The sequence below is a fragment of the Mesorhizobium sp. Arg314 genome (assembly GCF_053714275.1).
Genome location: NZ_JBSKBP010000001.1, coordinates 385,122 through 403,595, shown reverse-complemented (window position 1 = coordinate 403,595; position 18,474 = coordinate 385,122). Strand labels below are relative to the sequence as shown.

The 18,474-nt window shown below is 63.9% G+C and carries 16 protein-coding genes; 10 read left to right on the top strand and 6 right to left on the bottom strand.

Features of this window, described 5'->3' with window-relative positions:
- Positions 1-18 precede the first annotated feature (18 nt).
- The 6 genes from ACWGS9_RS01825 (at position 19) to ACWGS9_RS01800 (ending at position 6,779) form a co-directional block, all read left to right on the top strand.
- On the top strand, positions 19-1,293 hold the full coding sequence (locus ACWGS9_RS01825) for a lytic murein transglycosylase (protein WP_454503610.1): 1,275 nt from the start codon (positions 19-21) through the stop codon (positions 1,291-1,293).
- A 255-nt stretch (positions 1,294-1,548) separates the two neighbouring features.
- The gene (locus tag ACWGS9_RS01820) at positions 1,549-3,186 is read left to right on the top strand and encodes an ABC transporter substrate-binding protein (protein ID WP_454503609.1); all 1,638 of its coding nucleotides are present in this window, start codon (positions 1,549-1,551) and stop codon (positions 3,184-3,186) included.
- Between the two features lie 18 nt (positions 3,187-3,204).
- The gene (locus ACWGS9_RS01815; RefSeq protein WP_454503608.1) at positions 3,205-4,272 is read left to right on the top strand and encodes an ABC transporter permease; all 1,068 of its coding nucleotides are present in this window, start codon (positions 3,205-3,207) and stop codon (positions 4,270-4,272) included.
- The gene (gene nikC, locus ACWGS9_RS01810) at positions 4,269-5,189 is read left to right on the top strand and encodes a nickel transporter permease (protein ID WP_454503607.1); all 921 of its coding nucleotides are present in this window, start codon (positions 4,269-4,271) and stop codon (positions 5,187-5,189) included. The genes ACWGS9_RS01815 and nikC overlap by 4 nt, the downstream gene beginning before the upstream one ends.
- A 10-nt stretch (positions 5,190-5,199) precedes the next feature.
- A complete protein-coding gene (locus tag ACWGS9_RS01805; RefSeq protein ID WP_454503606.1) occupies positions 5,200-6,036 on the top strand; it encodes an ABC transporter ATP-binding protein in 837 nt (278 codons plus the stop codon).
- The gene (locus ACWGS9_RS01800) at positions 6,033-6,779 is read left to right on the top strand and encodes an ABC transporter ATP-binding protein (RefSeq protein WP_454503605.1); all 747 of its coding nucleotides are present in this window, start codon (positions 6,033-6,035) and stop codon (positions 6,777-6,779) included. Before ACWGS9_RS01805 ends, ACWGS9_RS01800 begins: the two co-directional genes overlap by 4 nt.
- A gap of 201 nt (positions 6,780-6,980) precedes the next feature.
- On the opposite strand, the gene ACWGS9_RS01795 is transcribed toward ACWGS9_RS01800, so the two are convergent.
- Genes ACWGS9_RS01795 through ACWGS9_RS01785 form a run of 3 tightly spaced genes read right to left on the bottom strand, consistent with a single transcriptional unit; the run spans position 6,981 to position 12,288 of the window.
- The gene (locus tag ACWGS9_RS01795) at positions 6,981-10,082 is read right to left on the bottom strand and encodes an efflux RND transporter permease subunit (protein ID WP_454503604.1); all 3,102 of its coding nucleotides are present in this window, start codon (positions 10,080-10,082) and stop codon (positions 6,981-6,983) included.
- Complete coding sequence (locus ACWGS9_RS01790; protein WP_454503603.1) at positions 10,082-11,155, bottom strand: efflux RND transporter periplasmic adaptor subunit; 1,074 nt, start codon at positions 11,153-11,155, stop codon at positions 10,082-10,084. The genes ACWGS9_RS01795 and ACWGS9_RS01790 overlap by 1 nt, the downstream gene beginning before the upstream one ends.
- On the bottom strand, positions 11,152-12,288 hold the full coding sequence (locus ACWGS9_RS01785) for an efflux RND transporter periplasmic adaptor subunit (protein WP_454503602.1): 1,137 nt from the start codon (positions 12,286-12,288) through the stop codon (positions 11,152-11,154). The genes ACWGS9_RS01790 and ACWGS9_RS01785 overlap by 4 nt, the downstream gene beginning before the upstream one ends.
- 377 nt (positions 12,289-12,665) lie before the next feature.
- On the opposite strand from ACWGS9_RS01785, the gene ACWGS9_RS01780 reads away from it, so the two are divergent.
- Entirely contained in the window at positions 12,666-13,943 is a 1,278-nt protein-coding gene (locus tag ACWGS9_RS01780; protein ID WP_454503601.1) for a 4-aminobutyrate--2-oxoglutarate transaminase, read from the top strand.
- Positions 13,944-13,995: 52 nt separating this feature from the next.
- Here ACWGS9_RS01780 and ACWGS9_RS01775 read toward each other — a convergent pair whose 3' ends face one another.
- Genes ACWGS9_RS01775 through ACWGS9_RS01765 form a run of 3 tightly spaced genes read right to left on the bottom strand, consistent with a single transcriptional unit; the run spans position 13,996 to position 15,848 of the window.
- A complete protein-coding gene (locus tag ACWGS9_RS01775; RefSeq protein WP_454503600.1) occupies positions 13,996-14,322 on the bottom strand; it encodes a type II toxin-antitoxin system RelE/ParE family toxin in 327 nt (108 codons plus the stop codon).
- A 3-nt stretch (positions 14,323-14,325) separates the two neighbouring features.
- Positions 14,326-14,556 carry a type II toxin-antitoxin system ParD family antitoxin gene (locus ACWGS9_RS01770; protein WP_454503599.1) on the bottom strand — a complete coding sequence of 77 codons (231 nt, stop codon included), beginning with the start codon at positions 14,554-14,556 and terminating at the stop codon, positions 14,326-14,328.
- Positions 14,557-14,594: 38 nt separating this feature from the next.
- A complete protein-coding gene (locus ACWGS9_RS01765; RefSeq protein WP_454503598.1) occupies positions 14,595-15,848 on the bottom strand; it encodes an NAD(P)/FAD-dependent oxidoreductase in 1,254 nt (417 codons plus the stop codon).
- 415 nt (positions 15,849-16,263) lie between these two features.
- Here ACWGS9_RS01765 and ACWGS9_RS01760 point away from each other — a divergent pair, with 415 nt between their 5' ends.
- The 3 genes from ACWGS9_RS01760 (at position 16,264) to bfr (ending at position 18,469) form a co-directional block, all read left to right on the top strand.
- The gene (locus tag ACWGS9_RS01760; protein ID WP_454503597.1) at positions 16,264-17,553 is read left to right on the top strand and encodes an imelysin family protein; all 1,290 of its coding nucleotides are present in this window, start codon (positions 16,264-16,266) and stop codon (positions 17,551-17,553) included.
- A 153-nt stretch (positions 17,554-17,706) separates the two neighbouring features.
- Positions 17,707-18,018: a (2Fe-2S)-binding protein gene (locus ACWGS9_RS01755; RefSeq protein ID WP_320214254.1), complete on the top strand. Its 312-nt coding sequence runs from the start codon at positions 17,707-17,709 to the stop codon at positions 18,016-18,018.
- Entirely contained in the window at positions 17,984-18,469 is a 486-nt protein-coding gene (gene bfr / locus ACWGS9_RS01750; protein ID WP_320214255.1) for a bacterioferritin, read from the top strand. The genes ACWGS9_RS01755 and bfr overlap by 35 nt, the downstream gene beginning before the upstream one ends.
- Positions 18,470-18,474 lie beyond the last annotated feature (5 nt).

Genomic DNA, 18,474 nt, shown 5'->3' with positions numbered 1-18,474 from the left:
TCCCCCCTTGCGGGGGAGATGTCCGGCAGGACAGAGGGGGGTGTGAAGGAACGCCACCTTCGCGTATCCGTCACTGTCTTCATTTTGGCCGCGTTGGTTTTCTCCTTCGGAACCCCCTCCCGCGCCGCCCCCATCGACGACCAGTTCCAGGCCTGGCTGCAAACCGACCTCTGGCCCGAGGCCAGGACAAAAGGCATCTCCAGGAAAACCTTCGACGAGGCCTTCACCGGGGTGAAGCCGAACCTCAAGCTGCCCGACCTCGTCATGCCCGGCGAGAAGCCGACGACCCCTGAGAAGCAGCACCAGGCCGAGTTCGGCCCGCCGGCCAACTATTTCGCGGAGAAGATCATTGGCGCCGTCACCACCGGCGGACGTTCGCGCGATAGCGTCAACGCCAGAGTGCTCGGGCTGATCGAGAAGCGCTACGGCGTGCCGGGCGAGATCGTGCTGGCGATCTGGGGCCGCGAGACCGGCTTCGGCGCGGCCAAGATGCCTTACGACGCGTTCGAGGTGCTGGGCACCAAGGCCTTCATGTCGACGAAGAAGGATTTCTTCCACACCGAGGTGCTGGCGGCGCTCGAAATCGTCGAGCGCGGGCTGGCGCCGGTCAACGCGATGAAGTCTTCCTGGGCCGGCGCGCTCGGCCAGCCGCAATTCATGCCGACCTCCTTTTTGAAACACGCCGTCGACTTCGACGGCGACGGCCGGCCCGACATCTGGAATTCCACGCCCGACGTGCTCGCCTCGATCGCCAACTACCTCGTCCACTATGGCTGGGTGAGGGGCCGCGGCTGGGGGACCGAGGTGACGGTGCCGGCAAATGTCTCCTGTTCGCTCGAAGGGCCTGACCAGGGCAAGAAGATTTCGGATTGGGTGGCGATGGGCATCAGGCGCGTCGACGGCAAGGCGTTCCCGGCGAGCGAATTGAAGGCCGAGGGCCTCCTGCTGATGCCGGCCGGGCGCAGCGGTCCGGCCTTCATCGTCACGCCGAACTTCTATGTGCTGAAGGAATATAACAACAGCGACCTCTACGGCCTGTTCATCGGCCATGCCGCCGACCGCATCGCCAAAGGCGACGCCATCTTTGTCGGCGCTTGGGGCGCGGTCGGCGACCTGCACAGGTCCGATATTGCCGCCCTGCAGCGCGCGCTGGAGGCCAAGGGCTATGACGTCGGCAGCGCCGACGGCCTGCCCGGCTTCAAGACGCGCCGCTCGATTGGAGTGTGGCAGGCGAAGAACGGCAAGCCCGCCACCTGTTTTCCCGACGCGGGGCTGGTTGCTGCTCTGAAATAAGCCGCCGAATTAGGAGATTATTTCCGCTTGGCGACATCGATTAGTCGGCCTGTGTGTGGACCGGGCTCCACCCGCTCTGGTCCAATACGCCGTCTTGCAAATGCTCGTTGCCGGGTCGGGCGCTGGTCGTTATGGTGTTGACCAACTGGACAAAAACCGCTGCGATAACGGGTCCGGCGGCCATCGTTCGGCCGGCAAGAAAACGCCACAGCCTGAGCCGGGAACTCAGGTCAACAAAACAGGGAACAAATCACCATGATGCTGGAAAAGTTTGCTCTGCGCTCTCGTACCTTGCTTGCGGGTGCCGCGCTGTCCGCGTTGCTCGTCGCGCCCGCCTTCGCGGTCACGCCGGCCGACACGCTGGTCGAGGGCTTTGCCATCGACGACATCATCTCGATGGATCCGGGCGAGGCGTTCGAGCTGTCGACGGCCGAGGTCACCGGCAACACGTATGATCTCCTGGTCCGCCTAGACCTCAGCGATACCTCCAAGGTCAAGGGCGACCTCGCCGAGAGCTGGACAGTTTCCGACGACGGCCTGACCTACACCTTCAAGCTAAAGCCCGGCATGAAGTTCGCGTCCGGCAATCCGATCACCGCGGCCGATGTCGCCTATTCCTTCGAACGCGCCATCAAGCTCGACAAGAGCCCGGCCTTCATCATCGGTCAGTTCGGCATCAGCGGCGACAATGTCACCGAGAAGGCCAAGGCCGTCGACGACACCACATTCCAGTTCGTCGTCGACAAGGCCTATGCGCCGAGCTTCGTGCTCAACTGCCTGTCGGCCACGGTCGCCTCCGTCGTGGATGCCAAGCTGGTCAAGGAACATGTCGCGGCGGCCAAGCCGAGCGCCGACTACAAATGGGACAACGACTTCGGCAATGCCTGGCTGAAGACCGGCTATGCCGGCTCGGGCCAGTTCAAGCTGCGCGAATGGCGCGCCAACGAAGCCGTCGTGCTGGAGCGCAACGACAATTACAATGGCGACAAGGCAAAGCTCGCCCGCGTCATCTACCGCAACATGAAGGAAAGCTCGGCGCAGCGCCTGGCATTGGAAGCCGGCGACATCGACGTCGCCCGCAACCTCGAGCCGAACGACCTCGACGCCATCGCCAAGAACGCCGACCTCACCACCACCAGCGCGCCGAAGGGCACGGTCTATTACATCAGCCTCAACCAGAAGAACCCGAACCTCGCCAAGCCCGAGGTGCGCCAGGCGTTCAAATATCTGGTCGACTATGACGCGCTGAGCACGACCATCCTCAAGGGCATCGGCGAGATCCACCAATCCTTCCTGCCCAAGGGCGACCTCGGCGCCGTCGACGACAATCCCTTCAAGCTCGACGTCGCCAAGGCCAAGGAATTGCTTGCCAAGGCCGGCCTGCCGGATGGTTTCAAGGTGACCATGGACGTGCGCACCGGACAGCCGACCACCGGCATGGCGGAATCGATCCAGCAGACGCTCGGCCAGGCCGGCATCAAGCTTGAGATCATCCCGGGTGATGGCAAGCAGACGCTGACCAAGTACCGTGCCCGCAACCACGACATCTATATCGGCAATTGGGGGCAGGATTATTTCGATCCGAACTCCAATGCCCAGACCTTCGCCTCGAACCCGGACAATTCGGATGCCGGCAAGTCGCATACGCTTGCCTGGCGCAATTCCTGGGACATTCCAGACCTGACCAAGCAAACCGAGGCGGCGCTGCTGGAGAAGGATTCGAGCAAGCGCGCCGACATGTACAAGGACCTGCAGCAGAAGATCCTCGACACCAGCCCGTTCGTCATCATCCACCAGCAGCTGGAAGTGGCCGGGCTGCGCAAGAACCTCAAGGATTTCAAGCTCGGCCCGAGCTTCGACACCAACTTCGTCTGGTCGGTCTCCAAGCAGTAGACCCGGCGGACGCGACGCGTGAGCGTAGCTGACAATCAGGCGGCGGCAGGGCGCGGGAGCGCTCGTGCCGTCGCGATTTTATCATCGATCGGCCGCTTCCTGGTCATCGCGGTGACGACATATCTCGGTCTGCTCGCGGTGACCTTCTTCATCGGCCGCGTCATCCCGATCGACCCGGTGCTGGCCGTGCTCGGTGACCGGGCGCCCATCGCCGTCGTCGAGCGCACGCGTCGTGAGATGGGTCTCGACCTGCCCTGGATCGAGCAGTTCTATATCTATGTGAAAAGCGCCCTTCACGGCGATTTCGGAACCTCGGTATTGACCACCAATCCGGTGATGTCCGACATCCGCCGCGTCTTCCCGGCGACCATCGAGCTCGCGACGCTGGGCACCATCATCGGCGCCGTGATCGGCGTGCCGCTCGGGGTATTGGCCGCGGTGAAGCGCGGCAGCCTCATCGACCAGGTCGTGCGCATCATCGGCCTGATCGGCTATTCGGTGCCGATCTTCTGGCTCGGCCTGCTGGGGCTCGTGCTCTTCTACGCCAAGCTGCAATGGGTCGCTTTCCCGGCGCGGCTCGACGTCGTCTACGAGTACACTTTCACGCCGATCACAGGCTTCTACCTGCTGGATGCCGCGATGCAGGGGCAGTGGGATGTCTTTTATGACGCCTACCGTCACATCATCCTGCCGGCCGCGCTGCTCGGCTATTTCGCGCTTGCCTATATCAGCCGCATGACGCGCTCCTTCATGCTGAACGAGCTGGCGCAGGAATATATCGTCGCCGCCCGCGCCAAGGGCCTTTCCGAAACGCGCATCATCTGGGGCCATGCATTTCGCAACGCGGCGGTGCCGATGGTCACGGTGATCGCGCTTTCCTACGCCAGCCTGCTCGAAGGCTCGGTGCTGACGGAGACCGTCTTCTCCTGGCCGGGCATTGGGCTTTACATCACCAATTCGCTGCAGAATGCCGACATGAACGCGGTGCTCGGCGGCACCATCGCCATCGGCTCGGTTTTCATCGGCATCAACCTTCTGTCCGACCTGCTCTACCGGCTGCTCGATCCAAGGACCAAATCTGGATGAGCGCTGAGACGATGCAGACCCGCCGCGAATGGCTGCTCAGCGAGCGGCCGGCCTCACGCATGCAGGCAAGGCTCGGCCGCGCCTATGTCACCTGGCGGCGTTTCTCGGCGAACCGGCTCGCCTTTGTCGGCCTGCTGATCATCATCGCGCTGCTGGTCGTCGCCGCCTTCGCCGATGTGCTGGCGCCCTATTCGCCGACCATCGGCGATTTGAAGAACGCCCGCCTGCTGCCGCCAAGCGCCGCGCACTGGTTCGGCACCGACGACCTTGGCCGCGACATCTATTCCCGCATCGTCTACGGCTCGCGCTGGACGCTCTATGTGGTGATCCTCGTCGCCGTCATCGCGGCTCCCATCGGCCTTTTGGTCGGCACCGTGGCCGGCTATGCCGGCGGCTGGACCGACGCTATCCTGATGCGCGTCACCGACATCTTCCTCGCTTTTCCGAAGCTGGTGCTGGCGCTGGCTTTTGTGGCGGCACTCGGGCCAGGCATCGAGAACGCCGTGCTGGCGATCGCGATCACCTCCTGGCCGCCCTACGCGCGCATCGCGCGTGCCGAGACGCTGACGGTGCGCAATTCGGACTACATCAAGGCGGTGCAACTGATGGGCGCCTCGCCCTTCCGCATCGTGCTGCGCCACATCATGCCGCTCTGCATTTCCTCGCTGATCGTCCGGGTGACGCTCGACATGGCGGGCATCATCCTGACCGCCGCCGGCCTCGGTTTCCTTGGCTTGGGCGCGCAGCCGCCGCTGCCCGAATGGGGCGCGATGATCGCGTCCGGCCGCCGCTTCATTCTCGATCAGTGGTGGGTGGCAGCGGCCCCAGGTGCGGCCATCCTCATCGTCAGCCTTGGCTTCAACCTGCTCGGCGACGGCCTGCGCGACGCGCTCGACCCCCGGAGTGGTGACCAATGAGCGGCGACCAATGAGCGACACGCTTCTCGAAGTCGACGATCTGCGCGTCACCTACCCGACCCGCACCGGCCTTGTACAGGCGGTTCGCGGCGTCTCCTTCTCGCTTGGCCGCGAGCGTCTGGGCATTGTCGGCGAGAGCGGCTCCGGCAAGTCGCAGACCGGTCGCGCCATCATGGGGCTGACCCCGCCGCAGGCGGAGGTTTCGGCGAAGAAACTCGCCTTCGACGGCATTGATCTGCTCTCCATATCGCCTCGCCAGCGCCGGTCCCTGCGGGGAAATCGCATCGCCATGATCCTGCAGGATCCGAAATATTCGCTCGACCCGGTGATGACCATCGGCCGCCAGATCGTCGAGACGCTGCGCACCCACGAAAAGGTCTCCAAGGCCGAGGCACGCAAGCGAGCGCTCGCCATGCTGCAGGCGGTGCAGATCCGCGACCCGGCCCGCGTCTTCGATCTTTATCCGCACGAGGTCTCGGGCGGCATGGGTCAGCGCGCCATGATCGCCATGATGCTGATCACCGGACCCGAGCTGATGATCGCCGACGAGCCGACCTCGGCGCTCGACGTCACAGTGCAGCTCGACGTACTCAAAATCCTCGACAAACTCGTCGCCGAGCGCGGCATGGGGCTGATCTTCATCTCGCACGATCTGCGCCTGGTCTCCTCCTTCTGCGACCGCGTCGTCGTCATGTATGCCGGCAAGGTGGTCGAGCAGCTCAAGGCCACCGAACTGCGCGATGCCCGGCATCCCTACACGCGCGGCCTGCTCAACTGCATGCCGAGGATAGGCTTCGAGCGCCATCCGCTGCCGGTGCTCGACCGCAAGCCGGAGTGGGCGGCATGACGGCAGCGATCAGCATTCAAGGGCTGGAAGTGGTCTTCGACCGTTTTCGCGCGCTGAAAGGCGTCAGCCTAGAAGTGAAGGAAGGCGAATCCTACGGTCTGGTCGGCGAGAGTGGCTCCGGCAAGTCGACGCTGCTGAGGGCCATCACCGGCTTGGCGCCGGTTGCCTCGGGCACCATCACCGTCAATGGCAAGACGCTGGGCAAGACCCGCGACAAGGCTTTCTATCGTGACGTGCAGATGGTGTTCCAGGATCCATACGGCTCGCTGCATCCGCGCCAGACCGTCGACCGGCTGCTGCAGGAGCCTTTGGCCATCCATGGCATTGCCGACGGTGAGAAGCGCATCGAGCGCGCGCTGGACGAGGTCGGCCTCGGCAGCGGCTTCCGCTTCCGCTATGCGCACCAGCTCTCGGGCGGCCAACGCCAGCGCGTGGCGATTGCCCGCGCGCTGGTCCTCGAACCCTCGGTCCTGCTTCTCGATGAACCGACCTCCGCGCTCGACGCCTCGGTCCAGGCCGAGGTGCTGAACCTGCTCGAAGAGGTGCGCGGGCGCCGCAAGCTCACCTTCCTGATGGTCAGCCACGACCTCGCCATCATCACTCATATGTGCGAGCGGCTGATGGTGATGCAGAATGGCGAGGCGGTGGAGACGCTGACCGCAAGCCAGCTGATCGGGCATCGGGTGAGCGAGGACTATACGCGCAACCTGCTCCGGGCGAGCGAGGGGTTTGTGCGGGTGTAGTTTCGGAGGTAGCGTTCCGTCACACCCCCCTCTGTCCTGCCGGACATCTCCCCCGCAAGGGGGGAGATTGATCGCGCAGTCGTTTTCGCCAATCAATCACCAGCGCAGCAGGATAAGCGGGCGGCGAAAGCTGCTGATCTCCCCCCTTGCGGGGGAGATGGCCGGCAGGCCAGAGGGGGGTGTGAAGGATCGCGGCGTAAATTACGTTGCCGCCGCCCCGCCGTCCGCGGGTACTTCGCTTTGCGCCCCATCCCGCCCCCGTTTCGGCTCCTTGATCCGGAACCACGTCACGTAAAGCGCCGGCAGGAACAGCAGCGTGATTGCAGTACCTGCGATGATGCCGCCCATCATGGCATAGGCCATCGGCCCCCAGAACACTTCGCGCGCGATCGGGATCAGCGCCAGGCTTGCCGCCGCCGCCGTCAGCGCGATCGGCCGCATGCGGTGCTCGGTCGCTTCGATCACCGCCGCCCAGCGGTCCTTGCCCTCGGTGACCAGGTCCTCGATCTGCACGATCAGGATGACAGAGTTGCGGATCAGGATGCCGATCAGCGCCAGGACGCCGAGTATCGCGACGAAGCCGAGCGGCGCGCCGCTCGGCACCAGGGCGGCCACCACGCCGATCAGGCCGAGTGGCGCCACCGCCACGACCAGGAACAGGCGCTGGAAGCTCTGCAATTGCACCATCAGGATGGTCGCCATGATGAACAGCATCAGCGGCACCACGGCCGCGATCGGTCCCTGGCTCTTGGCGCTTTCCTCGACAGACCCCGCCGTCTCGATCGAATAGCCGGGCGGCAGCTTGGCGATGAAGGCGTCGACCGACGGTTTCAGCTCGTTGACGACGGTCGCCGGCAGCACGTCGCCGACCAGGCCGGCGCGCACGGTGATCGTCGGCGTGCGGTTGCGCCGCCATACGGTCGGCTGCTCGAGGTCGTAACGGAAGTTGGCGACAGCGGCGAGCGGGATCGCCTCGCCGTTTCCGGTCGGCAGCTGGATGTTTTGCAGCGTCTCGATCGAGCCGCGCTCGGCCTCGCGCGACCGCGCCACGACATTGATGAGGTATGTCGCGTCGCGCACCTGCGTGATCGTCGCGCCGCCCACCGTGCTGTTCAGCGTGCTGGCGATGTCGGACGAGGTGATGCCGAGCTGGCGTGCCTCGTCCTGCAGCACGTCGACCCTCAGCACGCGCTGCGGCTCGTTCCAGTCGAAAGTCGGCGCGGCAAGCTTCGGATTGGCCGAGATCAGGCCGGAGAATTGTTGCGCGAGCTCCCGCACCGTCTGGATGTCGGGACCGCCGACGCGGTATTGTACCGGGCGCCCGACCGGTGGGCCGAGCTCGAGCGGCTTGACGAAGGCATCGGTGCCGACGAACTCCGCGCGCAGCAGCTTTTCCAGCGCCGGCTTCACCCGGTTGCGCGCCTCGATGCTCTTGGTGACGATCACCGTCTGGCCGAAATAGGGATTGGCCGGCTGCACGTCATAGGCAAGCACGAAGCGCACCGCGCCCTGGCCGATATAGGAACTGAAATGATCGATGTCGGGATTGCCGACCAGCGCGCGCTGCTCGAAGCGCTCCATCTGGTCGCGCGTCTCGGTGATCGAGGAGTTCTGCGGCAGGTTCCAGTCGACGATCAGCTCCGGCCGGTCGGAAGGCGGGAAGAACTGCTGCTGGACAAGCCCGAAGCCGGCGATCGAGGCCGCAAACAAAAGCACCGTCGCGATGATGGTCAGCCAATGGCGGCGCACGGAGAAGACAAGCACGCGCCGGAACAGCGAGGTGAAGCGCCCGGGCTGGTCGTGACGCTTCTCCTTCATCGTTGCGGGCAGGATGGTCACGCCGAGCAGCGGCGCGAACAGCACCGCGACGATCCATGACACAAGCAACGACACCGCGATGACGACGAACAACGTGAAGGTGTATTCGCCGGCCGCGCTCGAGTTGAGGCCGATCGGGATGAAGCCGGCGACCGTCACCAGCGTCCCGGTCAGCATCGGGAAGGCGGTCGAGGTGTAGACATAGGTCGCCGCCTTGCGCAGATTGTCGCCGACCTCCAGCCGCGCCACCATCATTTCGACCGCGATCATCGCGTCGTCGACCAAAAGCCCGAGCGCGATGATCAGCGCGCCGAGCGAAATACGCTGCAGCGAGATGCCGAGATAGGCCATGACGGTGAAGGTGATCGCAAGCACCAGAGGTATCGACAGCGCGACGACGAAGCCGGCCCGCAGCCCGAGGCTGATGAAGGAGACGGCGAGCACGATGGCGACCGCCTCGAACAGTGCCCGCGTGAAGCCCGAGACCGCCTCCTCGACGATGACCGGCTGGTCGGCGACCAGATGGACCCCGACGCCGACCGGCAGGTCTGCCAGCACCCGCTGCATCTCCTCGTGCAGCGCTTCGCCGAATTTGAGCAGATTGGCGTTGGGCTTCATGCCGATGGCAAGCCCGATCGCATCCTGGCCGTTGAAGCGGAACAGGGCCGTCGGCGGGTCGACATAGCCGCGCCGGATCGTCGCCACATCGCTCAGGCGGAAGAAGCGGTCGTTGACGCGAAGATTGATGGCCCGCAGGCTCTCCTCGGAGGTGAACTGGCCCCCGACGCGCACGCTTATGCGCTCCGGCCCGGACTGGACAACGCCGGAAGGCGTGATGGCATTCTGGGCCTGCAGGCTGGCCACGATCGCCTGCTGGTTGAGGCCAAGTGCAGCGATCTGGCGCGTCGAGAATTCGAGATAGATCGCCTCGTCCTGCGCGCCGACCAGATCCACCTTGCCGGCATTTGGCACGGTCAGGATCCTGGTGCGGACATCCTCGACATAGTCGCGCAACTGGCGCGGCGTCAGCCCGTCGGCGGTGAAGGCATAGATGTTGCCATAGACGTCGCCGAAGCGGTCGTTGAAGAACGGTCCCTGCACGCCTTGCGGAAACTGCGCCTTGATGTCGTTGACCATGTTGCGCACCTGAAGCCAGTTCGGCACGACATCGCGCGCCTTGGTCGTGTCCTTCAGGTTGACGAAGATGACGGTCTGGCCGGCAGTGGTGACGGATCTGGTGAAGTCGAGGCTGTCGAGCTCCTCGAGCTTTTTCTCGATGCGGTCGGTCACCTGCTGCACCGTCTCCTTGACCGAGGCGCCGGGCCAGTTGGCCTGGATGATCATGGTCTTGATGGTGAAGGCGGGGTCTTCCTCGCGGCCGAGATTGAGGTAGGAGAAAATGCCGGCCACCACGAACACCAGCATGAAGTACCAGACCATGGAGCGGTGGCTGAGCGCCCAGTCGGAGAGGTTGAAGCCCTTCATCAGACCCCGCCCTCCGGTACTTTGACCTTCTGGCCTTCGCTCAAACTGTGGACGCCGGCGGTGACGATGCGCATGCCGGCCTCAAGTCCCTCCGCTACCGTGAAGCTGCTGCCGTTCTTCGAGGCGATCTTGATCTCGCGCGCGCTCACGCTTGAGGATTGCGGATCGACGATCCAGACTTTCTCCGCACCATCCTTTTCGAGCAGCGCCGACATCGGCAGTTCGATCGTCGGCGTGACCTTGGTCATGCGGGTCGCCGTGATCGTCGAACCCAGCCGGAATGCCAATGGCGGATTGACCAGTGTCAGCCGCACGCGGCGGGTGCGCGTGGCGCCTTCCGACTGCGGCGCCACCTCGCGCAACCTGGCGTCGGTTTTGATGGTCGGCAGCGATTGCAGGATGATCTCGAAGGGCGTGCCGACGGCAAGGTCGCCGGTCAGTTGATCGGGAATGTCGACCACCGCCTCGCGCGGATCGGTGCGCGCCACGGTGACGACCGTCTGTCCGGGCGAGACTGTCTGGCCGACCTCGGCGCCGATCGCTGTGACGACGCCGTCGAAATCGGAGAACAGCCGGGCGTAGCCGAGCTGCTCCTGCGACTTGGCCAAACCGGCATTGGCCCGCTCGACGCCGGCTTCAGCGGCCTGCCGCGCTTGTTTGGCGGCATCGAATGTAGCTTGCGAGGTGTTGGCCGAGGCAAGCAACTGGCGCTGGCGGTCTTCGCTTGCGGCGGCGTTGGTGAACTGCGCCTGCGCGTTCGACAGGTCGGCTTTCGAAGCCTGGACGGCAAGCTCTAGCGCCGTCGGGTCGAGCGCCGCGATCGTCGTGCCCTTGGTGACGAGGTCGCCGACCTTGACGTCGCGCGAGACGACGCGGCCGAGCAGGCGGAAGGCAAGGTCGGCGCTGTATTGCGGCTGTACCGTGCCGGCGAAACCGAAAGTCTCGACGGTCTTCGGTTCGACCACCATCGACAGCACCGGCCGGATGATCTCCGGCGGCTTTTCTTCCGAGCGCGAGCAGGCGGCAAGTGCGGTAAGGATCAGCAAGGGAGCGATGCGCAACAACCGGTTCATTGGCTCGCCCCCGCGATCTCGATCTTCTGCCCGGGACTGAGCAACTGCCCGCCGGCGGTGACGACGCTCTGGCCTTCCTGCAAACCCTTGTCGACGACGACCACGCCGGAATCGAAGGCGAGCACTTCGACCGGCGCTGTCGTCACTGCCTTGCTCGACAGATCGACGATCCAGACGGCGGGCTTGCCGGCCGTCGAGGTCAGCGCCTGCCAAGGCAAAAGGACAGCCTTCAGCGGCCTGGCGCTGACGGTGCCGATGACAGCGGCACCGAGCGGCATGCCGGCCGGCGTATCGGGAATGCCGACCTTGACCCGGATCGACCCGGACGCGGTATCGACCGCCGGCGAGATTTCGCGCACCTTGCCGACTGCCCGCACCTGCGGGTCGGACAGCAGCGTGATCGTCACCGCCGGGGAAGGCGGCGTCTGGACAACCAGCGTCTCGTGCACGTTGAAGACGGCGTCCCGGTCGCCATCCTCGGCGATTGTGAACACGGTCTGCGCCGCCTGCACCACCTGCCCGGCCTCGACCTGACGCGCAGTGATCACACCGGCGGCGCCCGCCTTGAGTTCGGTGTAGGAAAGGTTTTCCTTGGCGTTGGCCAAAGCGCTTTGCGCCGCATCGACGCTGCCTTGCGCCACTTTCAGGGTCTGGTTGGCGGTGTCGAAATCCCGTCGCGTCGTGAAGCCTTGCGAAAGCAGCGTCTTTTGCCGTTGATAAGTGGCTGCCGCCTCGGTGAGCTGCGCCTGTGCCGCGTCGAGGTCGGCCTGGGCCGACCGCAGGTCCGATTCCTGTTCCTGCGGATCGATGCGGGCAAGCACGGTGCCCTGGTCGACATGCTGGCCGACATCGACCAGCCGTTCGGCGACGCGGCCGCCGACGCGGAACGACAGATTGTTGAGGGTCCGGGCAGCGATCACGCCGGTCAGCGAGGTTCGTGGCGCGTAGTCGGCGAGCGCGACCGTCTGCGTCGTCACCACCACCGGCAGCTTCTTTTCCGCTGCCTGCTGTTTCTGGCAGCCGGTCGCCGAGAGCATCGCGCCGGCGCAGGCCAGCAGCAACAGGATGTTTGGACGAGGCAAAGGGCTGAGCGACGAAGGCGGCAAGGCGGACGATGTCGCGTTCCTGCTCATGGTTCCCCTCAACCGTGGGAGCCGCTCCTGACGGCGGCACGTCGCGGACGAAACGAGGATAGTCGATCGGCGGGAAAAGGAAACCATTTCCGCGAGGCCTGTCGCCGGGCTGGTCCAAGATCGCTTTCCGGGCCAGAGCGGTTCACCGTTTCATCGAAGCGGCGAGCCGTATCTCTTTGTCTTGACGCAATTGCGGACGGAAGCTACGGCGAAGCCGCCGAGCCCGACCGCTCCACACCTTCCCTGGAATTGCTTTCGGCAGGCCCAATCGACTGGGCCAATGTGCCGACTTGAGGAAAACGTAAAATAAGGCGAGAAGAGTTTCGATCAACGGAACGGGCCCAATCTCGGTGAGGGATGGCCCGATGAGGGACGAGATGAAGAATTCAGCCATTTCCGAGCGCAAGAACCAGTCGATATCGCGCGGCGTCGGCATGACGACGCAGATCTATGCCGATCGCGCCGAGAATTCGGAGATCTGGGACGTCGAGGGCCGCCGCTATATCGACTTCTCGTCGGGCATCGCGGTGGTCAACACCGGCCACCGCCATCCGAAGGTGATCGAGGCGGTCAAGGCGCAGCTCGACCGCTTCACCCACACCTGTCACCAGGTCGTGCCCTATGAGAGCTATGTGCATCTCGCCGAGCGCCTGAACGGCATGCTGCCCGGCAAGTTCGACAAGAAGACCATCTTCGTCACCACCGGCGCCGAAGCGGTCGAGAACGCCATCAAGATCGCCCGCAACGCCACTGGCCGCCAGGCGGTCATCGCCTTTTCCGGCGGCTTCCATGGCCGCACCTTCATGGGCATGGCGCTGACCGGCAAGGTCGTGCCTTACAAGGTCGGCTTCGGCGCGATGCCCGCCGATGTCTTCCACGCCCCGTTCCCGGTCGCGCTACACGGGGTTTCGGTCGCGGATTCGCTTGCCGCGCTCGACAAGCTGTTCAAGGCCGATGTCGATCCGGGCCGCGTTGCCGCCATCATCGTCGAGCCGGTCCGGGGCGAGGGCGGCTTCTACGAAGCGCCGCGCGATTTCATGGCTGCGTTGCGCAGGATCTGCGACCAGCACGGCATCCTGCTCGTCGCCGACGAGGTGCAGACCGGCTTTGCCCGCACCGGCAAGATGTTCGCAATGGATCATCATGACGTGGCGCCCGATCTAACCACCATGGCCAAGAGCCTTGCGGGCGGTTTCCCGCTGTCGGCCGTTACCGGCCGCGCCGAGATCATGGATGCGCCCGGCCCCGGGGGGCTCGGCGGCACCTATGGCGGCAGCCCGATCGGCGTCGCCGCGGCGCACGCCGTGCTCGACGTTATCGAGGAGGAAAAGCTCTGCGACCGCGCCAACGCGCTCGGCGCCAGGCTGAAGCAGCGGCTGGAATCGATCCGCGACGACGTGCCGGAGATCGTCGATATCCGTGGCCCAGGCTTCATGAACGCCGTCGAGTTCAACGATGCGAAGAAGGGGCTGCCGTCGGCCGAGTACGCCAACGCCGTCAGGCTGAAGGCGCTGGACAAGGGCCTCATCCTGCTCACCTGCGGCGTCTACGGCAACGTCATCCGCTTCCTGTCGCCGATCACCATCCAGGACGGCGTCATGACCGAGGCGCTGGACATTCTGGAGACCTCGATCCGCGAAGTGTGCGCGGCCTGACGGGCGGCTCGATTCCTCCTGACGGCTTCCGCTGAAGCGGATGAATGTGCCGTCAGGAGTTCGGATACTGCAACCAGGCTGGAATATCCCTCTGGGCGTGCAGAACCCGCCACACATCGATATGGTCGGTCTGTTCGAAATAGAAAATCAGGTATGGATAGCGCTTGAACTGCACGCTACGCAGTCCAGACAATCCAATTTCGTAGCCATATCTCAGAGAGCCAGATGCCGGATGGCTGGCTATCAGTTTGTAGGCGTTTTGGAGGTCGTCGACATAGCTCAATGCCACATGCGAACCAACTTCGCGTGCATAATAATCAACGGCGTCCTCGATATCTCGCAGAGCAAGATTTCGAAGAATAATCGCCTTTGCGACCACTAATTATTGGCCCCGAGCTCGTTTTCTCAGCGCCGCGAAATAGTCATCGTCAACGGGAGTGCCCGGCGCGGATGACGCACCCTCAAGCAGCAAACGGCGCAGAAGTTGACGATCCTGATCGTGGCGGATCAATTCACGCACATACTCGCTGCTCGTGCCATAGCCGCGATCCGTCACTTGCTGATCGACAAAATGCTTCAAGCTGTCAGGCAGTGAGATGTTCATGGTGCTCATCCAGGGTATTTTATGGCGTATGGCAAAAATTGGCAAGCTTACGCACCGGCCTTGGCTGGCTCCATATTCTGAAACGCCGCAAGCGCTGCCTTCAGCGCATCCGGCCCGCCCGCGACCGTCTGCGGCGTCGGCGAGAAGCCGGCGCCGAGCATCTTGCGGCCAAGCATGTGGTCGGCGGGCCGGTTGACGGATTCGATGCCGAGCAGCCGGCTGCCTGCATAGTGGTAGATAGAGAACTTGTTGTCGGCGAGGTCGCCCAGCACGACATGGTGATCGCCGCCTTGCGTCAGCCCCACCATCTGCAGCTTCATGTCGCCGATATCGGACCAGAACCACGGCACCGCCGAGAAGGGCTCGGCATGGCCGAGGATGGTGCGCGCGGCAAGCCGCGCCTGGTCGGTGGCGTTCTGCACCGATTCCAGCCGCACGTCGCCGCCGGTGAACCAGTGGCGGTAGGCGGCGGCATCGCCGATGGCGAGGATTTCCGGGATCGAGCTTTGCATATGCTGGTCGACGCGGATGCCGTTGCCGATGGCTAAGCCCGCCGCTTCCGCCAGTTCGACATTAGGCACCACGCCGATGCCGATGATGACCATCTGCGCCGGCAGGCGCTCGCCGCTGGAGGTTATCGCGGCCGAAACGCGGCCGCTTTCGCCCTCCAGGCGGGCAACGGTGGTGCCGGTCAGGATGCGCACGCCCGTTGCCTCCAGGCGTTGGCGCACATGCGCGGCGATGACCGGCGCGACGGCGCGGCCGAGCAACCGGTCGACGGCCTCGACGACGGTGACGTTGCGGCCGGCGGCCCTCAGCGTCGCCGCGATCTCCAGCCCGATGAAGCCGCCGCCGAGAATGACCACGTCCTCGGTCCGCGCGCTGAGCTCGCGGATCACCCGCGCGTCGGCCAGCGAGCGCAGCGAGACCACGCCGGCGAGGCCGGCGCCGTCGAGCTTGAGCAGACGCGGCCGCGAGCCGGTCGCAAGGATCAGCCGGTCGAAGGCAAGTTTGCCGCCGCCCGCCACGTCCAGTCTGCGCACGCCGGCATCGATGCTCTCGATGCGCACGCCCGACCGATAGTCGATAGTGTGGCCGGTGTAGAAGGTCTCGCCGCGCAAGGGCTGCGGCTTGGCCTCGGCGTCCTTGATGAAGGTCTTGGACAGCGGCGGCTTGTGATAGGGCAGTTCCTTCTCGTCGCCGATCAGGACGACAGGCCCTTCATAGCCTTCCTCGCGCAGGCTGGCCGCCGCCTGCACGCCGGCATGGCCCGCACCGACAATCACAACCCCGTTCGTCATCGCGATCCTTTTTCTTTTTGAAATCTATGATCTTCCGCCAGGTGGCGATTGTCTGCCGCCGCCGCAACAGCCGGTGTCCGGGTCGCACCCAGGACGGCCACCTGTCAATAACGTGCGGCACTCAGCGACGTGTCTAAAGTTGATAATCGCAGTTTAGAATAATTCTAAACTGTTGTTTCGATTGAATTTTTTCTGCCGCGCCAGTTGACTCCCGGGCTCTCCATCGCTTTATGAAGAGCTGCGCGCAAAGCGCATCCCTTTGATGTCTGGGCCTTGAACCCTTTCGATTGGAGGCAAGTGGGTGTCTTTCTATCGCGAACCGCGCATCGACGCGGCCACCATTTTTCCCGGCATGCTTATGCCTCGGCGCGGGTGGGCGCCTTTTCTTGAATTTCCAAGGAACTGGAGAAGGATAATGACGGCACGTAATGGCGGCAGGCTGGCTGCGATCTGCGCCACGGCTGCGTTGACGGCGGCGGTGTTCGTGTTGCCGGCGAAAGCCGAGACCGATGCGAAAGCGGTGATCAAGACCTATGCCGACATCGCGCTGGCCAAATATGAGGATACGCTGACCACGGCGCAGGCGCTGGACAAGGCGGTCGATGCGCTCATCGCCAGTCCGTCGGCCGATACGGTGAACGCTGCGCGCGAGGCCTGGAAGGCGGCGCGCATCCCTTACCAGCAGACCGAGGTCTATCGTTTCGGCAACAAGATCGTCGACGACTGGGAAGGCAAGCTGAATTCGTGGCCGCTGGATGAGGGCCTGATCGACTATGTCGCCAAGAGCTACGGCACCGAGTCGGACGAAAACGCGCTCTATACGGCCAACGTCATCGCCAACAAGGAGATCGAGATCAACGGCATGAAGATCGACGCCTCGAAGCTGACGCCGGAATTCCTGTCCGGCACGCTGCAGGAAGCCGGCGGCGTCCAAGCCAATGTCGCGACCGGCTATCACGCCATCGAATTCCTGCTCTGGGGCCAGGACCTGCACGGCACCGGGCCGGGCGCCGGCGAGCGGCCCTTTACCGACTACGACCTCAAGAATTGCAGCAATGGCAATTGCGACCGTCGCGCCGAATATCTGAAGTCTGCCAGCGACCTTCTGGTGTCCGACCTGCAGGAGATGGTCGACAACTGGAAGCAAGACGGCGCCGCGCGCAAGAACCTGACCGACGGCGATGCGAATGCCGACATCTCGACCATCTTCACCGGCATGGGCTCGCTCTCCTATGGCGAGCTCGCCGGCGAGCGCATGAAGCTCGGCCTGTTGCTGCACGATCCGGAGGAGGAGCAAGACTGCTTCTCCGACAACACCTATATCTCGCATCTTTACGATGCCGTCGGCATCCGCGACGCCTACCATGCCAGCTACAAGCGCCTCGACGGCTCCGTGGTTTCGGGTCCGTCGGTGTCCGACATGGTGAAGGTCGCCGATCCGGCGATCGACAAGGAGTTGTCGGGCAAGCTCGACGTCACTGTCGCCAAGATGGAGGCGATCAGGGCGCGCGCGTTGGCCGGCGAGGCCTACGACCAGCAGATCGCCGAAGGCAACACGCAAGGCAACGCCACCGTGCAGGCGGCGATCGACGCGCTGGTTGACCAGACCAAGTCGATCGAGCGCGCCGTCGGCTCGCTCAAGCTCAACGAGATCGCCTTCGAGGGCTCCGACAGCCTCGATGCTCCCGACAAAGTGTTCAAGTAAGGTCCAGGGCATGATCCCAGAAAGTGGAAACCGGTTTTGGGATAAGATCATGCCCGACTGGGAAACCGGCATGATCCCAGAAAGTGGGAACCGGTTTTTGGACTAACAAACCAGCCAAGTGGCGCCAGACCCGCCGTCAGCCAGAGCAAGTAAATGCTGATCTGTCATTGCAACATCATCACTGAAAAGGAGATCGAGCAGACGATCGTCGGCCTGCTGGATGAGGATCCCTGGCAGCTGATCGTGCCCGCCAAGGTCTACCATGCGATGGGCAAGCGCGGTCGCTGTTGCGGCTGTTTCCCAAATGTGGTGGAAACGATCATTCGGGTCACCGAGAACTACCACGCCCGCTCAGAGGTGGGCGACGTGGACATCGTTTCACACCTGGATCGCGTGAGAGGCTTGCGCGTCCAATACGGGAGCAGAAGCCATGAAAGGCGAACCGCAGATCATCGAGCGGCTTAATGAAGCTCTGTTCCTGGAGCTTGGGGCCGTCAACCAGTACTGGGTGCATTATCGTCTGCTCGAGGATTGGGGCTACACCAAGCTGGCAAAGAAGGAGCGGGCGGAATCGATCGAGGAAATGCATCACGCCGACCGGCTGATCGCGCGCATCATCTTCCTCGAAGGCCATCCGAACCTGCAGTCAGTCGCGCCGCTGCGCATCGGCCAGAACGTCAAGGAAGTGCTCGAATCCGATCTGGCCGGCGAATATGACGCGCGCACCGCCTACAAGCGCTCGCGCGAGATCTGCCACGACGAAGGTGATTTCGTCACGATGAAGCTGTTCGAGGACCTTTTGACCGACGAGGAAGGACATATCGACTTCCTGGAAACGCAGCTCGACCTGCTTGCCTCGATCGGCGAGGAAAAGTACGGCCTGCTCAACGCCGATTCGGCTAACGAGGCGGAGTAAGGACA